This is a genomic window from Desulfobacula sp., assembly GCF_030145145.1.
Classification (GTDB): Bacteria; Desulfobacterota; Desulfobacteria; order Desulfobacterales; family Desulfobacteraceae; genus Desulfobacula.
In genome coordinates this window covers 108,833-123,355 of sequence record NZ_JAQYWD010000010.1, presented here as the reverse complement: position 1 = coordinate 123,355, position 14,523 = coordinate 108,833, and the positions used below count along the sequence as shown (strand labels likewise).

The 14,523-nt window shown below is 48.9% G+C and carries 10 protein-coding genes; 6 read left to right on the top strand and 4 right to left on the bottom strand.

Features of this window, described 5'->3' with window-relative positions; genetic code table 11:
* Positions 1–66 precede the first annotated feature (66 nt).
* The gene (locus Q1Q15_RS07640) at positions 67–1,410 is read right to left on the bottom strand and encodes a uroporphyrinogen decarboxylase family protein (RefSeq protein ID WP_300458163.1); all 1,344 of its coding nucleotides are present in this window, start codon (positions 1,408–1,410) and stop codon (positions 67–69) included.
* Between the two features lie 4 nt (positions 1,411–1,414).
* The gene (locus tag Q1Q15_RS07635) at positions 1,415–2,047 is read right to left on the bottom strand and encodes a cobalamin-dependent protein (protein WP_300458162.1); all 633 of its coding nucleotides are present in this window, start codon (positions 2,045–2,047) and stop codon (positions 1,415–1,417) included.
* Between the two features lie 348 nt (positions 2,048–2,395).
* On the opposite strand from Q1Q15_RS07635, the gene Q1Q15_RS07630 reads away from it, so the two are divergent.
* The 6 genes from Q1Q15_RS07630 (at position 2,396) to Q1Q15_RS07605 (ending at position 10,548) form a co-directional block, all read left to right on the top strand.
* On the top strand, positions 2,396–3,184 hold the full coding sequence (locus tag Q1Q15_RS07630; RefSeq protein ID WP_300458161.1) for a GntR family transcriptional regulator: 789 nt from the start codon (positions 2,396–2,398) through the stop codon (positions 3,182–3,184).
* Positions 3,185–3,343: 159 nt separating this feature from the next.
* Positions 3,344–3,994 (top strand): cobalamin-dependent protein, encoded by a 651-nt coding sequence (locus tag Q1Q15_RS07625; RefSeq protein ID WP_300458159.1) that lies wholly within the window; start codon positions 3,344–3,346, stop codon positions 3,992–3,994.
* 127 nt (positions 3,995–4,121) lie between these two features.
* Positions 4,122–4,589 (top strand): hypothetical protein, encoded by a 468-nt coding sequence (locus Q1Q15_RS07620; RefSeq protein ID WP_300458157.1) that lies wholly within the window; start codon positions 4,122–4,124, stop codon positions 4,587–4,589.
* A gap of 5 nt (positions 4,590–4,594) precedes the next feature.
* Positions 4,595–5,950: a hypothetical protein gene (locus tag Q1Q15_RS07615; protein ID WP_300458155.1), complete on the top strand. Its 1,356-nt coding sequence runs from the start codon at positions 4,595–4,597 to the stop codon at positions 5,948–5,950.
* A 1-nt stretch (position 5,951) separates the two neighbouring features.
* Entirely contained in the window at positions 5,952–9,080 is a 3,129-nt protein-coding gene (locus Q1Q15_RS07610; protein ID WP_300458153.1) for an efflux RND transporter permease subunit, read from the top strand.
* Positions 9,081–9,516: 436 nt separating this feature from the next.
* Entirely contained in the window at positions 9,517–10,548 is a 1,032-nt protein-coding gene (locus Q1Q15_RS07605; RefSeq protein ID WP_300458151.1) for a fatty acid desaturase, read from the top strand.
* A 46-nt stretch (positions 10,549–10,594) separates the two neighbouring features.
* Here the strand turns inward: Q1Q15_RS07605 and Q1Q15_RS07600 are convergent, their stop codons facing one another.
* Together Q1Q15_RS07600 and Q1Q15_RS07595 are read right to left on the bottom strand one after the other, a co-directional pair.
* On the bottom strand, positions 10,595–11,878 hold the full coding sequence (locus Q1Q15_RS07600; protein WP_300458150.1) for a CDP-alcohol phosphatidyltransferase family protein: 1,284 nt from the start codon (positions 11,876–11,878) through the stop codon (positions 10,595–10,597).
* A gap of 90 nt (positions 11,879–11,968) precedes the next feature.
* Positions 11,969–14,491 carry a helix-turn-helix domain-containing protein gene (locus Q1Q15_RS07595; protein ID WP_300458148.1) on the bottom strand — a complete coding sequence of 841 codons (2,523 nt, stop codon included), beginning with the start codon at positions 14,489–14,491 and terminating at the stop codon, positions 11,969–11,971.
* Between the last annotated feature and the right edge of the window lie 32 nt (positions 14,492–14,523).

Genomic DNA, 14,523 nt, shown 5'->3' with positions numbered 1-14,523 from the left:
ATCCTTTTCAGGTGATCTAATCCGCTAAAGCGGTTTGGGTCACAACGGCCTTGTGACCCGCCAGGCTTATGAATAGACCCCATATTTTTTGGAAAAATCAATCATGGCTTTTACGTTTTCAGCTTTTGCCCCCTGGACACCGGCACCGCTGGTCATGATAAATCCGCCATCCTTGCCGGCGGTATCAATCAGGTCTTTGCAATAGACCTTTACATCATCCGGCGTACCCGTACACAAAATATCCAAAGGAACATTGCCGGCAATACAATTGGTCCGGCCCACGGTTTTTTTGGCGGCTGCCATGTCAGTGGCATCAAACCACCAGACCACCTTGCCCGGGGGCAGGTCATCAATGAGGTCAAGGCGCCGGTTGTAAGCCCCTTCCACAAACAACTGGGGAACGACGCCTTCATTGGATAAACCGATGATCAGCTTTCTCAGGGTCGGCCAGTAGAATGTCATGAACTGGTCTTCGGACATGAACGTATCCGCTCCCTTGTGAAGGGGAATAAAGGGCATGACATGACCTGCCGCCTTGCAGCCTGCCGCACCGGATTTGATCATGAACGGTGTAATTCTTTCACAGGCTTCCACCAGTTCTTCGGGATGGCGGAACATATCCATGAGCACCCCCTTCGTTCCCCGAAGGCTGTCACCAATGACATCAAAGGGTGCCTTGGTAAATCCGGCTGAAAAGCTGGGTTTGCCATTGGCCATCTGGGCAATGGAGACGTTTGTCACTTCGGCCAGCCAATGGTTCACATCCTCGCCTGCTGAACAGAGCCTGGCAAATGCCGCCTGCACATCCGGCATGCCAAAGGGAATGATGCCGGACGGGATAACGGGCAGTTCATGGATCGGCGGGAGCATGGGCATTTTCTTAAGCGCGCCGAGTTCCTTGAAAATCCTGGGGAAATAGGTGTTCAGGAAAAACCCCGTGGGGTCGTCAATCAAATCATAGTATTCATCGTCCCGCATATATTCTTTTTCAACGAACTGGTATTCCTGGTCATCCCTCAGACCGCCGCCGGCCCAGCGATACAGCTCCAGCCCCAGTATCTCCAGGGACTTGCCGGGGGCGATGGTCCGGGGTGCACTATACCCGTCCGGATCAAAATCATCATGGTATTTTCTCCATGCATACCCCAGCTTTTTGTAATCATACATGGCCTCTTTCCAGGTGATCCCGGCATATTCAATGGGAAAACTGCCGGCTGAAGGACATACCGGGATACGTTTGGGGACGGTTTTCATCTGAATGGCATCCCGATACAGCTCAACTCTTTCTCGGTAAAGGGCTTCGGCTTCCGGGCTCACAAAGGGAATATTCTCAGCGGCAAGCCAGATGTCAAACTGTTGGGATAATTTTTCCCCGGCATCGGCTGCTTCTTTTGTCCAACGCTCTTTCATTTTTTCAAACCTTTCGGGTCCATTCTTTGATAATGTTAATGCCATCCATTGCATCTTTGGCACAGGCATCAGCACCGGCATATGCACTAATTTTATCACTCATCTGACCGCCACCGATAATAATTTTCACATCCTCTCTTAACCCGGCATCCGAAATGGCGGTTACCGTATCTTTCATTGAATCAAAGGCCAGGGTAAGCAACCCGCTCATGCCCACCACCTGGGGTTTAAACGCCTTGATCTCCGCTACAAATTTTTCCGGCGGCACATCAATACCAATATCATACACTTCAAAACCGTTGACTTCCAGAAGAAAGATGACAATATCCTTGCCAATATCATGAATATCTCCCAGAACGGTTCCCATGATGACCCTGCCGACTTTTTCCCCTTCAGCCTGATCCTGTATCATGGGTTTCACCTTTCCGGAAATCTGTTTGAGGATCTCACCAGCCATCATTAATTCCGGCAAAAAATAGACACCGGATTCAAATTTTTTGCCGACAATTTCCATTGCCCGGGTACAGGCATCCAGAAGTTGAACCGGATCGGCATTGTTGTCCAGCAACTCCTGGGTGAGGCTCAATGCCTCGTTCTCCTTCATGTTGGTCACGGCATCAATTAATTTGTCAAACACGTTTCATTTCCTTTCATTAAGGTTCCAAGTTCATATCCCCTTCAAACCTGCTTTTTCTTGTTTCCCTTTATCCCTATGAGATAGAAATCATAAAGTTATATAGATAACTTGTCAATGCTTTTAAAATATTTTTATCAACATCCTGCCAGATCGACAGCCATCCCTTGATTTCCAGTAAAACCATAGAACCATATACGTTTGGTCCTATCCCAAAAAAGGACAGCCCTGTTTCAGGCAGCCGGTTATACCCCCCATTAAACCCGGGTTTGTTTTACGGCAAATCGCTGATCGGACCCGGATTTTCCAATGCCTTGACTTCTAAAAACAGATAATTTATATATATAGATCATGACAACACATGCTTCCCATTTAAGAACTGACATCAGCGGCAATACCGAAGACGTTGTAAATCGCCGGTCCCATGAACCGGCCTACGAACAGATCTGCAACCTGTTAAGGGAAAAAATCTCCAAAGGGATTTATCTGCCGGGCAGTCGGCTGCCGTCAGAATCTGAATTGAGGCGTATCCACAAGGTCAGCCCCATGACCGTTCGCCGTGCCATTCAATTGCTGTTGGACCAGGGAATCGTTACAACGGTGCAGGGCAGCGGTACCTTTGTCAAGGCACCTGATCTGGGGGGAGCAACTTTCAGCCTGAATGAATTCTACGACATTTTCAAAGACCAGGATCGGGCAAAGGTCAAGCTTCTTGAAGCCAGAACATTAAAAGCCGATGCAGATACGGCAGCCAGACTTCAGCTTTCCGAAGGGCAGCGGGTTCTCCTGCTCAGACGGCTGTTATTAAAGGATGGAGATCCGGTTATTTTCCACAAGGAATACCTGATTTACGACCCGTTCAGGCCCGTCATCGAAACTGAGCTTGAGGTCACCACCCTATACGGGCTTTTTGAAAGAAACGGGCAGACATGTTTAAAAAGAGGAAATTTAACCCTGGAAGCCATGGTCCTCAACCCGGAAGAGGCCGGACTGCTCAACACAATGCCGCTTCAACCGGCTTTCAGGATAGAACATTTGTTTTATGATTTTGATGAAACCCCCATCAGCTGGGGACAATTTATCTGCCGGGGAGATAAGCTTCGATTTAAAACAATGGTGGGGTTTGACCTGAGCAGATGAAATAACTCCACTTTCGGTCTTCAGCTTTAATGAGCGGGATCAGGCTTTTTTTTTGGTGCTTTTTATCATTATTTCATGACCAAACGGGTAAAAAGTGCCATAAAAAAAGCCTGAATCCCAGGCATACGAAAGTTCAGTGAAATAAAAACAAAGGATGCAATGACAAGGGAAAAAAAATTAATCCGCCTGAGCACCATGATTGCAGCGCTGGATGAAGAAAAAGCACTTGCCATGGCCCGGCAGTTGATCTCCGATGGAATGGATCCATTGCAGATCATCGCCTATTCCCATAAAGGAATCACTGAAGTCGGGCTCCGCTATGAACGAGGAATCTATTTTATATCCGGGCTGATCATGGCCGGTGAAATCATGGAACAAATCAGTCAAATGGTTCTGCCCCTCACCATGGGGTCGTCGCTTCAACAGGGTGTGGGCAGAATCCTCATCGGAACCGTGGAAGGCGACATCCACTATATCGGCAAAGATATCTTCAAGGCTTTTTTACGCGGCCATGGCTTTGCCGTGCACGACCTGGGGGTGGATGTATCGAAAGCCACATTTTTATCTGCGGTTCATGAATACAAGCCGGATATTGTCGGGTTTTCCTGTTTGATCAGCACCTGTCTGGACACGCTCAAGGAAACCATTGCCCACTTGAAAATCCATGTTCCCCAAGGTCTGGCACCCCGGGCATACCTGGCCGGCGGACATTTGATGAGCAAACGGGTGTGCAAGGCTGTGGGGGCAGACCTGTGTACGACGGACAGCATGGAAGGCATTCGATTGTGCCAGACCATCCTTTCAGGGTGAGGATTTACCGGCGCCTGGATGGTTTTTCGTTATAACCGAATTAAAACACAAAAAATCATTTTTTTATCTGTCGTGTCAATGGTATCATCCTGCTGATTGATTGAACTTGTGAATATGGAGTGAGCTTATGGAATTGATCGCTGATAATCTAAGGATTACAAAAACAGACATCCAGGAGGCACTCAAAGACCTTGATCCCAAACCGATACAGGGGCTTGTAAAACAATGTGTGGCAAAAGGAGCATGGGCCATTGATTTGAATACCGGGCCTCTGGGGAAACAGCCTGAAGCGGGCATGCAATTTTTCATCCGGGCAGTTCAGCGTGTAACGGACCTGCCCTTGCTCATTGATACCTCCAATCCGGCTGCCATGCGGGCCGGACTTGAAGTAGCTGATAATCGGATCATTATAGATCCGGTGGTGCCGCCGCTGGTATGGGCGGACGGCATTGTCCAGGCAAGGGCTGTCCTGAATGTAATCCGGATGCTGCCGGATCTTTTGGGATTTAACGTTCGAACCATTGCCGGCATTTCCAACCTGACCACCGGCGCAGGCCATAATGATAAAAAAAACCAACGAACAAACAACCGGTGACCGTTATGAAACTCTTGAAAAAGCTATTGATCATTCTTCCTGTGGTATGCGGCATAGTCCTTTTCGCCGTAATGAAAACAAACAAAAAGCCCCCCATCCGTCTTGAAAACCAGGAACGGGTTCAGGCCGTCCGGGTGATTCCTTTGGAAAAAATGCCGGTGGTGCCCCGGGTTATCACATACGGGTATGTGGCGGCTGACCGCACCTGGCAGGCGATATCCGAAGTCAGCGGAAAGGTGGTGTCTGTTCACAAGGATTTGAAAAAAGGGTATTTCATAAAAAAAGATGAGGTCCTGTTTAAAATCGACACAACGACATATGGCCTGGCTGAAACCCGGGGGGTGGCCGACCTGATGAATGTGGATGCCAGGCTCAAGGAGCTGGAGCAATCCAGGACAAACACCCAGCGCCTGTTGGCCATTGAAAAAAAATCCCTTGCCAGTGCCGGCCTGGAGTTGAAACGAAAACGAGAATTATTTGCAAACCAGTATATTTCCGCTTCTGATCTTGAAAAGGAAGAAAGAACGTTTCTGGCCCGCCAGACCACAGTGAACAATCTGCAGAACACACTGGATCTGATCCCGTCCCAGAAAAAAGCCCTGCTGGCCCAGAAAAAATCCGGAGAATCCACGGTAACCCAGCGCAGACTGGATGTGGCACGAACGGAAATTCGTGCCCCCTTTGACTGCCGCCTGTCGGTTGTGAATATCGAGCTGCACCAGTTTGCGGCTGCCGGAACGGTTCTGGTTGAAGCTGAAAGCGTTGACCGGGCGGAAATCCCCGTGTCGCTGACACCGAAAAGTTTCATGACCCTTTTGCCCAGGAATTATGACGGCAATCTCAGTCAGATGCCGGATCTGGAAACCATCCGCCGGGCCATCGGTATTGCAGCCAAGGTAACACTCCCCATGGACGTGGCGTTTCCCATTGAGTGGGAGGGTATTTTTTCCCGGACCAGTGAATCCATGGATCTTAAGACTGGTGCGCTGACCCTTTATATCACCGTGGACAAGCCCTATGAAAATATCATCCCGGGAAAACGACCGCCCCTGGTGACCAATATGTATGTGGAAGTGACATTATACGGCAGGCTGCTGCCGGACAGCTGGGTGGTACCCCGGAGTGCGGTCCATGACGGAACGGTGTATATCTGCACCCCGGGCAGCCGGCTTGAAATCCGGCCCGTGGGCGTTGAGTTTTATATGCAAGACATGGCAGTGCTGTCCGGGGGGCTTGAACAGGGGGACGTCCTGGTGCTGACAGATCTGGTGCCTGCCATCCAGGGGATGCGGTTAAAACCATTGGCGGTCCTGGATGTCCTGGAAACGTTGAAGCAACAGGCCCTTGGGGAGACAAAATAAAATGACCCCCTTGAAACAGATCATCTCCTATATGGCTGGTCATCCCACGGCATCCAACCTTTTAATGCTGCTGTTTGTGGCGTTGGGTGTCATCTCTGTCACCGATCTGAAACGCGAGACCTTTCCGGACTTTTCCGTCAACGCGGTGGAAATATCCGTGGTCTATCCCGGGGCCACGGCCGATGATGTGGAAGCCTCGGTCTGCCAGCGGATTGAAGATGCCATTGACAGTGTGAGCAATATTGCCGAGGTCAAGAGCACGGCCATGGAAAACCGGGCCTCTGTCCTGGTGGAAATGGTGGAAGGCAATGATATGATCGAGTTTTTCAATGACCTTAAAACAGAAGTGGAGGCCATCAGTGATTTTCCAGGGGAAGTGGAAGATGTCATTGTCAAACGGGTCAACCGGATAGACCCGGTGGTGGCGGTGGCCGTGACCGGCCCCATGAGTCCCCTGCACTTGAAATTGTATTGCGAGGATTTAAAAGATCGGTTGAAGCGCCTGGATAAGGTTTCCCAGGTGGACATCCTGGGGTTTTCAGACCATGAATTTTTAATTGAAATCCCGTTTTACACCCTGATGCGGCTGGGCCTGTCTGTATCTGATATTGAAGGGGCAGTGGCAGGCCAGAACCTGGACCTGCCCGCCGGAAGCCTGGAAACAAAGGACGCAGAGATCCTGATCCGGTTTTCCGAAGAAAGGAAAACACGGTATGATCTGGGAAATCTCATTGTGGCCTCTTCTGAAACCGGGACTGAAATCCGTCTGGGAGACATTGCCAAGATTTCTGATCGGTTCATGGATGATGAGGATAAAATTTTGTTTGACGGGCGCCGGGCCGGGATTCTCCAGATCAACAAGACCAAGTCTGAAGACGCTTTGAGAATAATGGATACGGTGACCCGGTTTTTAGCGGAGGAACAGATCCGGGCACCGGCGGGTGTCTCCTTTACCATTACCCAGAATGTGTCCAAAATTGTCCGGGACCGACTGTTGATGCTGGTAAAAAATGCCGTACAGGGACTGATTCTCGTGTTTTTAGCCATGCTGCTCTTTTTCCCGTTTGGCTTTTCCTTCTGGGTGGCCATGGGGCTGCCAGTGTCTTTTTTTCTGACCTTTTTCTTTATGCGGCACCTGGGACTTTCCATTAACATGCTTTCCATGGTGGGGCTGCTGATCGGCCTGGGCCTTTTGATGGATGACGCCATCGTGATAGCCGAAAATATTGCCGCCCACCTGGAAAAGGGCAAAAAAGCCTTTAATGCAACGGTGGACGGCATTTCTGAAGTGGCAGCAGGGGTATTTTCGTCATTTTTAACCACGGTGTTTATTTTCGGGGCCCTGGGATTGAGCATGGCCGGCGATATTGGAAAGGTGCTCTATGTCATCCCCGTGATCCTGATCCTGACCCTTTCCGTCAGTCTGGTGGAAGCCTTTTTTATTCTTCCCCATCACCTGTCCCATTCCCTTTCAACCCTCCGGACGGATGAACCGAAAAATCGATTCCGGCAGAAAATGGATGACGGGCTCAACGGGTTCCGGGAAAATGTCCTGGGCCCAGTCGTTGATGGGGTGGTGAATCTTCGATATCTGTTTGTCGGAATGGTCATCTTTGCCTTTATTGCATCCATCGCTTTAATTGCTGGCGGACATCTGAAAATTCAGGCATTCCCGGATATCGAAGGAGAGGTTCTCCAGGCAAGGCTTCTTTTCCCCCAGGGGACCCCGCTGGCAAGAACTGAAAGGTATGTGGACCAGATGGTGGTGGCAGCCCACCAGATGAACAAAAATCTGTCTGGGTCCCAGCCGGGAGAGGCAGACCTGGTGAAGCATATCAGCATATTGTTCAACACCAATGCAGATGCAGGAGAACAGGGCACCCATGTGGCAACGGTTTCCCTGGACCTGCTAAATGCTGAAGACAGGTCCAGCACCATGGATGACATCATTCATCAATGGCGAACCCTGGCCGGCGATATCCCGGATGCCATTGCCATCGCGTTTAAAGAACCCACCATCGGGCCCGGCGGACTGCCCATTGAAATCCGCCTCAAGGGAAAGGACCTGGATGAATTAAAACTGGCATCTGCCCGACTGATCAACTGGTTTTATGCCTATGAAGGGGTATCAGATCTTTATGATGATCTCCGGCCCGGCAAGCCTGAAATCCAGGTAATGCTTAAAAAAGGTGCCCAGATCCGAGGGTTTGACGCCAGGAGTGTCTCAAAACAATTAAGAGCCGCTTTTTACGGCGCCACGGCCAGTGAAATCATTGTGAGGGATGAATCCTATGAGGTCAATCTCAGGATGGCAGGGGATGACAGAAACAGCTTGTCCCAGCTTGAAAATTTTTATCTGATGAATGGCAACGGGGATCGGATTCCCCTGGATACCGTGGCCGCCATTACCCGGACCCGGGGTTATGCCGGGATCAAACGGGTGAATGCGGACCGGACCGTTACCGTGACCGGTGACGTGGACACCCGGGTGGCCAATGCCGTTGATATCATCGCCGACACAAAACACCAATTCCTGCCGGAATTGACCAAAGAATTTCCCGGTATCACCGTGGAACTGGAAGGCCAGGAAAAAGAGTTGAAAACGTCCATGGGCGGTATGGTAAAAGCCCTGGGAATTGGCATTTTCGGTGTGTTCTGCCTGTTGAGTTTTCAGTTCCGGTCCTACCAGGAACCGCTGGTGATCATGATCACCATTCCGTTTGCCTTTATCGGTGTGGTCTGGGGTCACATGATCATGGGACTGGATCTGTGCATGCCCAGTATTCTGGGGTTTATCTCCCTGGCTGGTATCGTGGTAAATGATTCCATTTTGCTGGTCAGTTTTATCCGGCGCCATACAGCGGCGGGTAAATCCGTGGCCGAAGCAGGCAAACTGGCCTCAAGGGAGCGGTTCAGGGCGGTAATACTGACCTCTGTGACAACGATTGCAGGACTTTTGCCCCTTCTTTCAGAACGGTCCATGCAGGCACAGATCCTCATTCCACTGGCCTGTGCCATTGTGTTCGGACTCTTGATGTCCACTGTACTGGTGCTGCTGGTGGTTCCCTGTCTTTACACCATCCTGGCGGATCTTCACCTGGTGAGAGTCAAAGCAAAAGGATCTGAATAAATTTGTCACGAATACTTGATTGTCAAAATAGGATCGACCGCGGAGTTGATAATTAAAATATTATTTACAATCCCCACAGATATTGATAAAATTTTATACAAAAATTAATCTGATTGGTTTCTTCATACACTGAATTTTCAAGCACAGTCTCAATTTTATTTACATCGCTGGCGCATCCATCGGTTAGCTAGTGCCTGAACGGGAACCCGTGTTTGGACGAAAAATTGCCCATATGCAAGGCGCAAGAAACTCTGAAACCGGAGTGTACTAATGTACATGAAGATTTCAGAGTTTTGCAGCAACGCAGCAGATGGGTGAGTTTTCGTTCAAACACAATTTGTTAGCGGGTGTGGCAAATTATCGGTGGGGACGATTTCAATGGCTGACGATCCACTTATATATTTAAAAAATCAGCCGCGTCAAATGGAGGCTTAAAATGAGTTTAAATGACCTTGATATAAAAAACAGCAATGGCGCAAAAGCGCATTTGGGTCGTGCCTGGCCAGACTGGTACCCGCTTTTGAAAACTTTCCGGAATCCAGCCCCGGGCAAAGCCAGCTGGCAGTTGGCAAACACATTAATCCCTTATGCCTGTCTATGGTATCTGATGATCCGATCCGTACAACTCGGATATCCCTATTGGCTGACCTTGATACTGGCCCTGCCGGCTGCCGCTTTTCTGGTCCGGATATTCATATTGTTTCACGATTGTGTACATGATTCGTTCTTCATATCAAAGCGGCTCAACACCTTCTTTGGTTACCTTCTCGGCGTATTGGTGTTCACGGCTTTTAAAGACTGGCGCTTCAGCCACCTTCGGCATCACGGGACCTGCGCCAATCTCGATGCACGGGGATTCGGCGATATCTGGACCTTGACGCTGAAGGAATATACCGCGTTACCCAAGAGAAAACAATTGATCTACAGGCTATACCGCAACCCCGTGGTCCTGATAGGAGTGGGGTCATTTTTCAGTTTTCTTGTCGGTAACCGGTTTTCAACGCGAACGGTGGGCCAGAAAGAACGACGGAATGTTTTATTCACCAACCTGCTGATCCTCTTGATGATGTTGATTGCCGCTTGGTTTATTGGATGGCAAACATACCTGTTGATCCAGGTACCCGTGTTATGGCTTGCCGGGATGGCGGGAATCTGGCTGTTTTATTTGCAGCACCAGTTTCCGGGGGGGTATTGGGCACACAAAAACGAATGGACGCCGCTGAACGCGGCAATGGAAGGCAGTTCCTTTTACCGGTTGCCGGGTTTACTGGCCTGGTTTTCAGGCAACATCGGGTATCACCATGTTCACCATCTGAACCCAAAAATCCCCAATTATAGCCTGAAAAAGTGTTACGATGCAGTTCCTGCACTCCAAGCCAAAAAACAGCTTACAATGATGGATAGCCTGTCTTGTGTTCGTTTAAAATTGTGGGATGAGGAACGACAGGAATTGGTTGCTTTTTCTTAGCTCGGATGGGTAGGTTAAGGAATGGATGGATCTCATGGCCTTGCCTTTATCCGTGTATCCACTTCCTGCCGATAACCATATAGGCAAAAACAGATCCCAGAATCAGATATCCAAACATCTGGACATTTTTTGTTTTAAAAATAAAAGAAAGCGTAATGATAATGGCAGCACTGATCACGAAAAATACGGGTTTAGGGATCTGTTTAAGCATCACCCGTCCAAAATGGACAAACCGGATATGTGTCACCATTAAACTCACAGAAACACTGGCCAGTCCCCACAATATGGCCGGCGGTGCGATAAGAGAGGCGCCCAGAACGATCAATGCTCCTGCAGGACTGGGAAGTCCGTTGAATATGCCCTCGGGCAGGTCGGTCCGTTTTTTATCCATCGAAATAAACCGGATGAGGCGAAATGCCACCCCAAAAATAAAGAGCCCGGCGACACCCCATGCCAATGAACCGCCTTTTTGCACAATCACATAGGCCGGGGCCAGGCCAAAACTGACAAAATCCGCAATATCATCCAGATAAGGGCCATACTTGGTTCCCCCGTGCTTGAGCGCCATACGCCCGTCAAACAAGTCAAACAATTGCCCCACGATAATAATACAAATTGCCCAGGCAAAATAATGATGATGGGTCAGGATAAGGCTGGTCACACCACAACAAAAATTTAACGCAGAAAGGATATCCGCGTAGAGCCGGTTGGGAATAAATTTAAAGACCACGGATGCAGAGGAAAGGATAATGCAGGCCATGAGCACTTCATCGGCAATGTTGATGATACCCGGATTTTTATCCATCAGCGCACATAAAATAACAAGGCCAAAGCAGATAATGGCTTTAATCTTTCCAAAATTATTGGCCGCCCCGGAGACGTTCATCCAGGTCAAAACCCGCCGGGCAAAAAACTGGCCGACCAACTCAATGGCCACAAGTATCCATATCAGATCTAATGATATAATTCCGGCATAGGCGAATCCAATCAATGGTGGCAAATAGGTCAATTTGTCACACATGGGATCCAGCCATTCTCCCCAGCGGGACCCCAGATCACACCCCCTTGCCACAACACCGTCAGCACCATCAAGGATTGCTGCAAAAGTAAAGATAAAGATGGCAACGGCTTGATAAGGGGAAAAAAAATACAGGGCAAATCCCAGGACAGCCATGACAGTCCGCCAGTAGCAAATTGAGTTCGGGTGCAACAGCCACTGGTGTGACAGAATATAGTCCTGCATGGATTGCTTTTTCACTGATTGGGAAAACCATACGTAAAAAGCCGTTCCAATAGCAGCTGAAACAGCGATAACCAAAAATCTTTCCATTTTATTGTCTCAATTTATTCAATTAATTTTTAAGCCTGGTTTCTCTTTTCAGCACCAGCCTCCTTTTTTTATTCCTGTCTATTTATCATTTTAACCGTCAATAGTCCATGATCCGGTTTTTTGTTTTGATGCCAGAAAACTCTGGTGGGCCAGCACCAGTTTGATGTCACCAAACGAGTAGTCGTCTCCCAGCTCATTTTTTACGGTTTTGATGGAATTATCGGTGGCTTGTTCCAGTTGTTTTTCAATGGTGGTTTGTCTTTCAGGGGACATCAGCCGGCGGATATCCAATTGGCCGTTTTCCACAAAAAAGCACAAATGCCCTTGAATGGTGGCTTCTACCAGACCTCTTTCTTTTGCAATCCGGGGAATGGCAACGCCCTTATTGAACATATCAAAACTGATTTGTTTGGTGTCAGGAGAAGACCCCTTTTTTACGGCAGGGTCACTTGTTGCCGGCACCGCTTTGAGGGGGGGCAGGATCACCTTGTCTATCCCGTATTTTTTGCGATAGGCCGATACCATGGTCACAAGGTCTTCACCATATTTTTCAAGCGTTTTCCTGCCAATACCGTTTATTTTTTTTAGGTCCGTAATCGTGTCGGGCAGACAGACCACAACCTGGATTAATACCCGTTGGTGTAACACCTGGAAATGGGCAATGCCCCCTTCTCTGGCCTTCCGGGACCGCCAGTCTTTTAAATCCTGGAATAATGCGGGATGTTCAATGTCTGATTCACCATAGGCCGGAACCTGACTTTTTTTTGCTTTTTCCGGGGCAAACTCGATCTCGGCATGGGATATGGCCCGCAGATAATTTGATGGTGAAAATCCGTTTTCACAGCAAAGAATGCCCGCCAACTTTACGGCAATTTCTTTTTTAAGGTTATTCAGGGCATTGTCAATTTTTTTACCCAGTTCTTTATTGTCGGTTTCCACATGAAATTTTTTGACCAGGTCGTCAAAAATAAGGTGGAATTTCTCCTGGAACCATGCTGAAGCTTTTCCGATTCGTTCCACCACATGGGCATTGGATGCCGGCAGGCTGTCGTCCGTAAAAATGGTGCACAATTGATCCTTGAATTTTTCACTGACCCTGAAAATATTTTCCCGGGCCATTTGCTGCAGGGGACTGATATCCACCAGACCCGACAGATGAACCCGTTTGGCATTTCCCAGCAACAGCCGGACAAGATAGCCCAGGCGGTTGTTCAGAAGTTGAAAATCAAAACAATCCAGGAGCAGGTCTTGCTGATAGCGAATTTTAGCTGCCATAAGACGGGTTTGGGAGGGTGGATGTTGCCTGGCCTTTTCATCAAAGCCCAAAACGGCTTGATCCGTTTCAATGCCCCGGGAAGGAATGGCAGATGTCAACACCATTCCCTCAAAGGTTTTACAGCGGCTCAAGGCGACATACACCTGCCCCTGGACAAAAGCGGATTGGGCATCAATGATGGCCTTGTCAAAGGTCAGCCCTTGACTTTTATGAATGGTGATGGCCCAGGCCAGTTTCAGGGGGTATTGTTTGAATTTGCCGATAACTTCTTCCTGAACGTCCTTATTTTCAGGGTTCACGGTATATTTGATATTCTCCCATTCCACCGGTTCAACCACGATCTCCTCTGAATCGCCGGGGCAGACCACGCGGATGGTGTGGTTGAAAATCGTTTTGATTTTACCGATTTTCCCATTATAATACCGCTTTTCGACAGCCGTATCATTGCGAAGGAACATCACCTGGGAACCCTCTTTAAGCTCAAGCCTGGCCGGGGTCGGATAGGTGTGCTCGGGGAAATCCCCGGAAATCTCCGCTTTGAAAGAATGCATTGTTTGCGTCAGCGCCCGGAGTTTGGACTGATTCATGGCATCGGCAGCGTTATTATGGGTGGTCAGGGTGATATAGCCCTGATCGTCTTCAGGGATAAACCCTGGAATATACTGCTGGTTCAATTCTTCAATAGCGGCACCATCCAGCCGGTTGTCCCGCACCTGGTTCAGAAGGTTGATAAAGCGGGGGTTTGACTGACGATAAATATGTTTTAATTCAATGGTTAACAATTGCGTCTGTTCAAGGGCTTGACTGCTGAAAAAATAAACCGAATCATAAAATTGCTGTAAAATCTGCCAATCTGACGGTTTGGCCACAGGCGATAGCTGGTGCAGATCTCCGATCATCAGCAGTTGCACACCACCGAAGGGCTGGTTATTGCGGCGATGACGCCGCAACACCGCATCCACGGCATCCAGTAAATCCGCCCGCACCATACTGATTTCATCTATGACCAGCAAATCAAGGCTTTGTATAATTTGTTTTTTTTCCCTGCTGAACCGGAACTGGCGCTGGCGATTGATCTCAGATGTCTCACTGCCCGGGATAAACGGGCCAAAGGGCAATTGAAAAAAAGAATGGAGCGTAACACCGCCGGCATTAATGGCCGCCACCCCGGTGGGGGCGGTGACAATCATTCGTTTTGCCGTGTTGTTTTTCAGTTGATGCAAAAAAGTGGTTTTACCGGTACCGGCCTTGCCTGTCAGAAAGATATTGCAGCCCGTGTGCTGGACAAACTCATTGGCCAGCTGCAGTTCGTGGTTTGAATACGGTGTTGAAGACATATATTATTTCCCGGCCCTGTGCAGCATTCTTT

What these genes read in the sequence shown, in the direction of transcription:
- Q1Q15_RS07615 (WP_300458155.1), top strand. Translation starts at nt 4,595, where the DNA reads ATGAAACTCTTGAAAAAGCTATTGATCATTCTTCCTGTGGTATGCGGC.
- Q1Q15_RS07620 (WP_300458157.1), top strand. Translation starts at nt 4,122, where the DNA reads ATGGAATTGATCGCTGATAATCTAAGGATTACAAAAACAGACATCCAG.
- Q1Q15_RS07595 (WP_300458148.1), bottom strand. Translation starts at nt 14,491, where the DNA reads ATGTCTTCAACACCGTATTCAAACCACGAACTGCAGCTGGCCAATGAG.
- Q1Q15_RS07625 (WP_300458159.1), top strand. Translation starts at nt 3,344, where the DNA reads ATGACAAGGGAAAAAAAATTAATCCGCCTGAGCACCATGATTGCAGCG.
- Q1Q15_RS07610 (WP_300458153.1), top strand. Translation starts at nt 5,952, where the DNA reads ATGACCCCCTTGAAACAGATCATCTCCTATATGGCTGGTCATCCCACG.
- Q1Q15_RS07600 (WP_300458150.1), bottom strand. Translation starts at nt 11,878, where the DNA reads ATGGAAAGATTTTTGGTTATCGCTGTTTCAGCTGCTATTGGAACGGCT.
- Q1Q15_RS07640 (WP_300458163.1), bottom strand. Translation starts at nt 1,410, where the DNA reads ATGAAAGAGCGTTGGACAAAAGAAGCAGCCGATGCCGGGGAAAAATTA.
- Q1Q15_RS07630 (WP_300458161.1), top strand. Translation starts at nt 2,396, where the DNA reads ATGACAACACATGCTTCCCATTTAAGAACTGACATCAGCGGCAATACC.
- Q1Q15_RS07605 (WP_300458151.1), top strand. Translation starts at nt 9,517, where the DNA reads ATGAGTTTAAATGACCTTGATATAAAAAACAGCAATGGCGCAAAAGCG.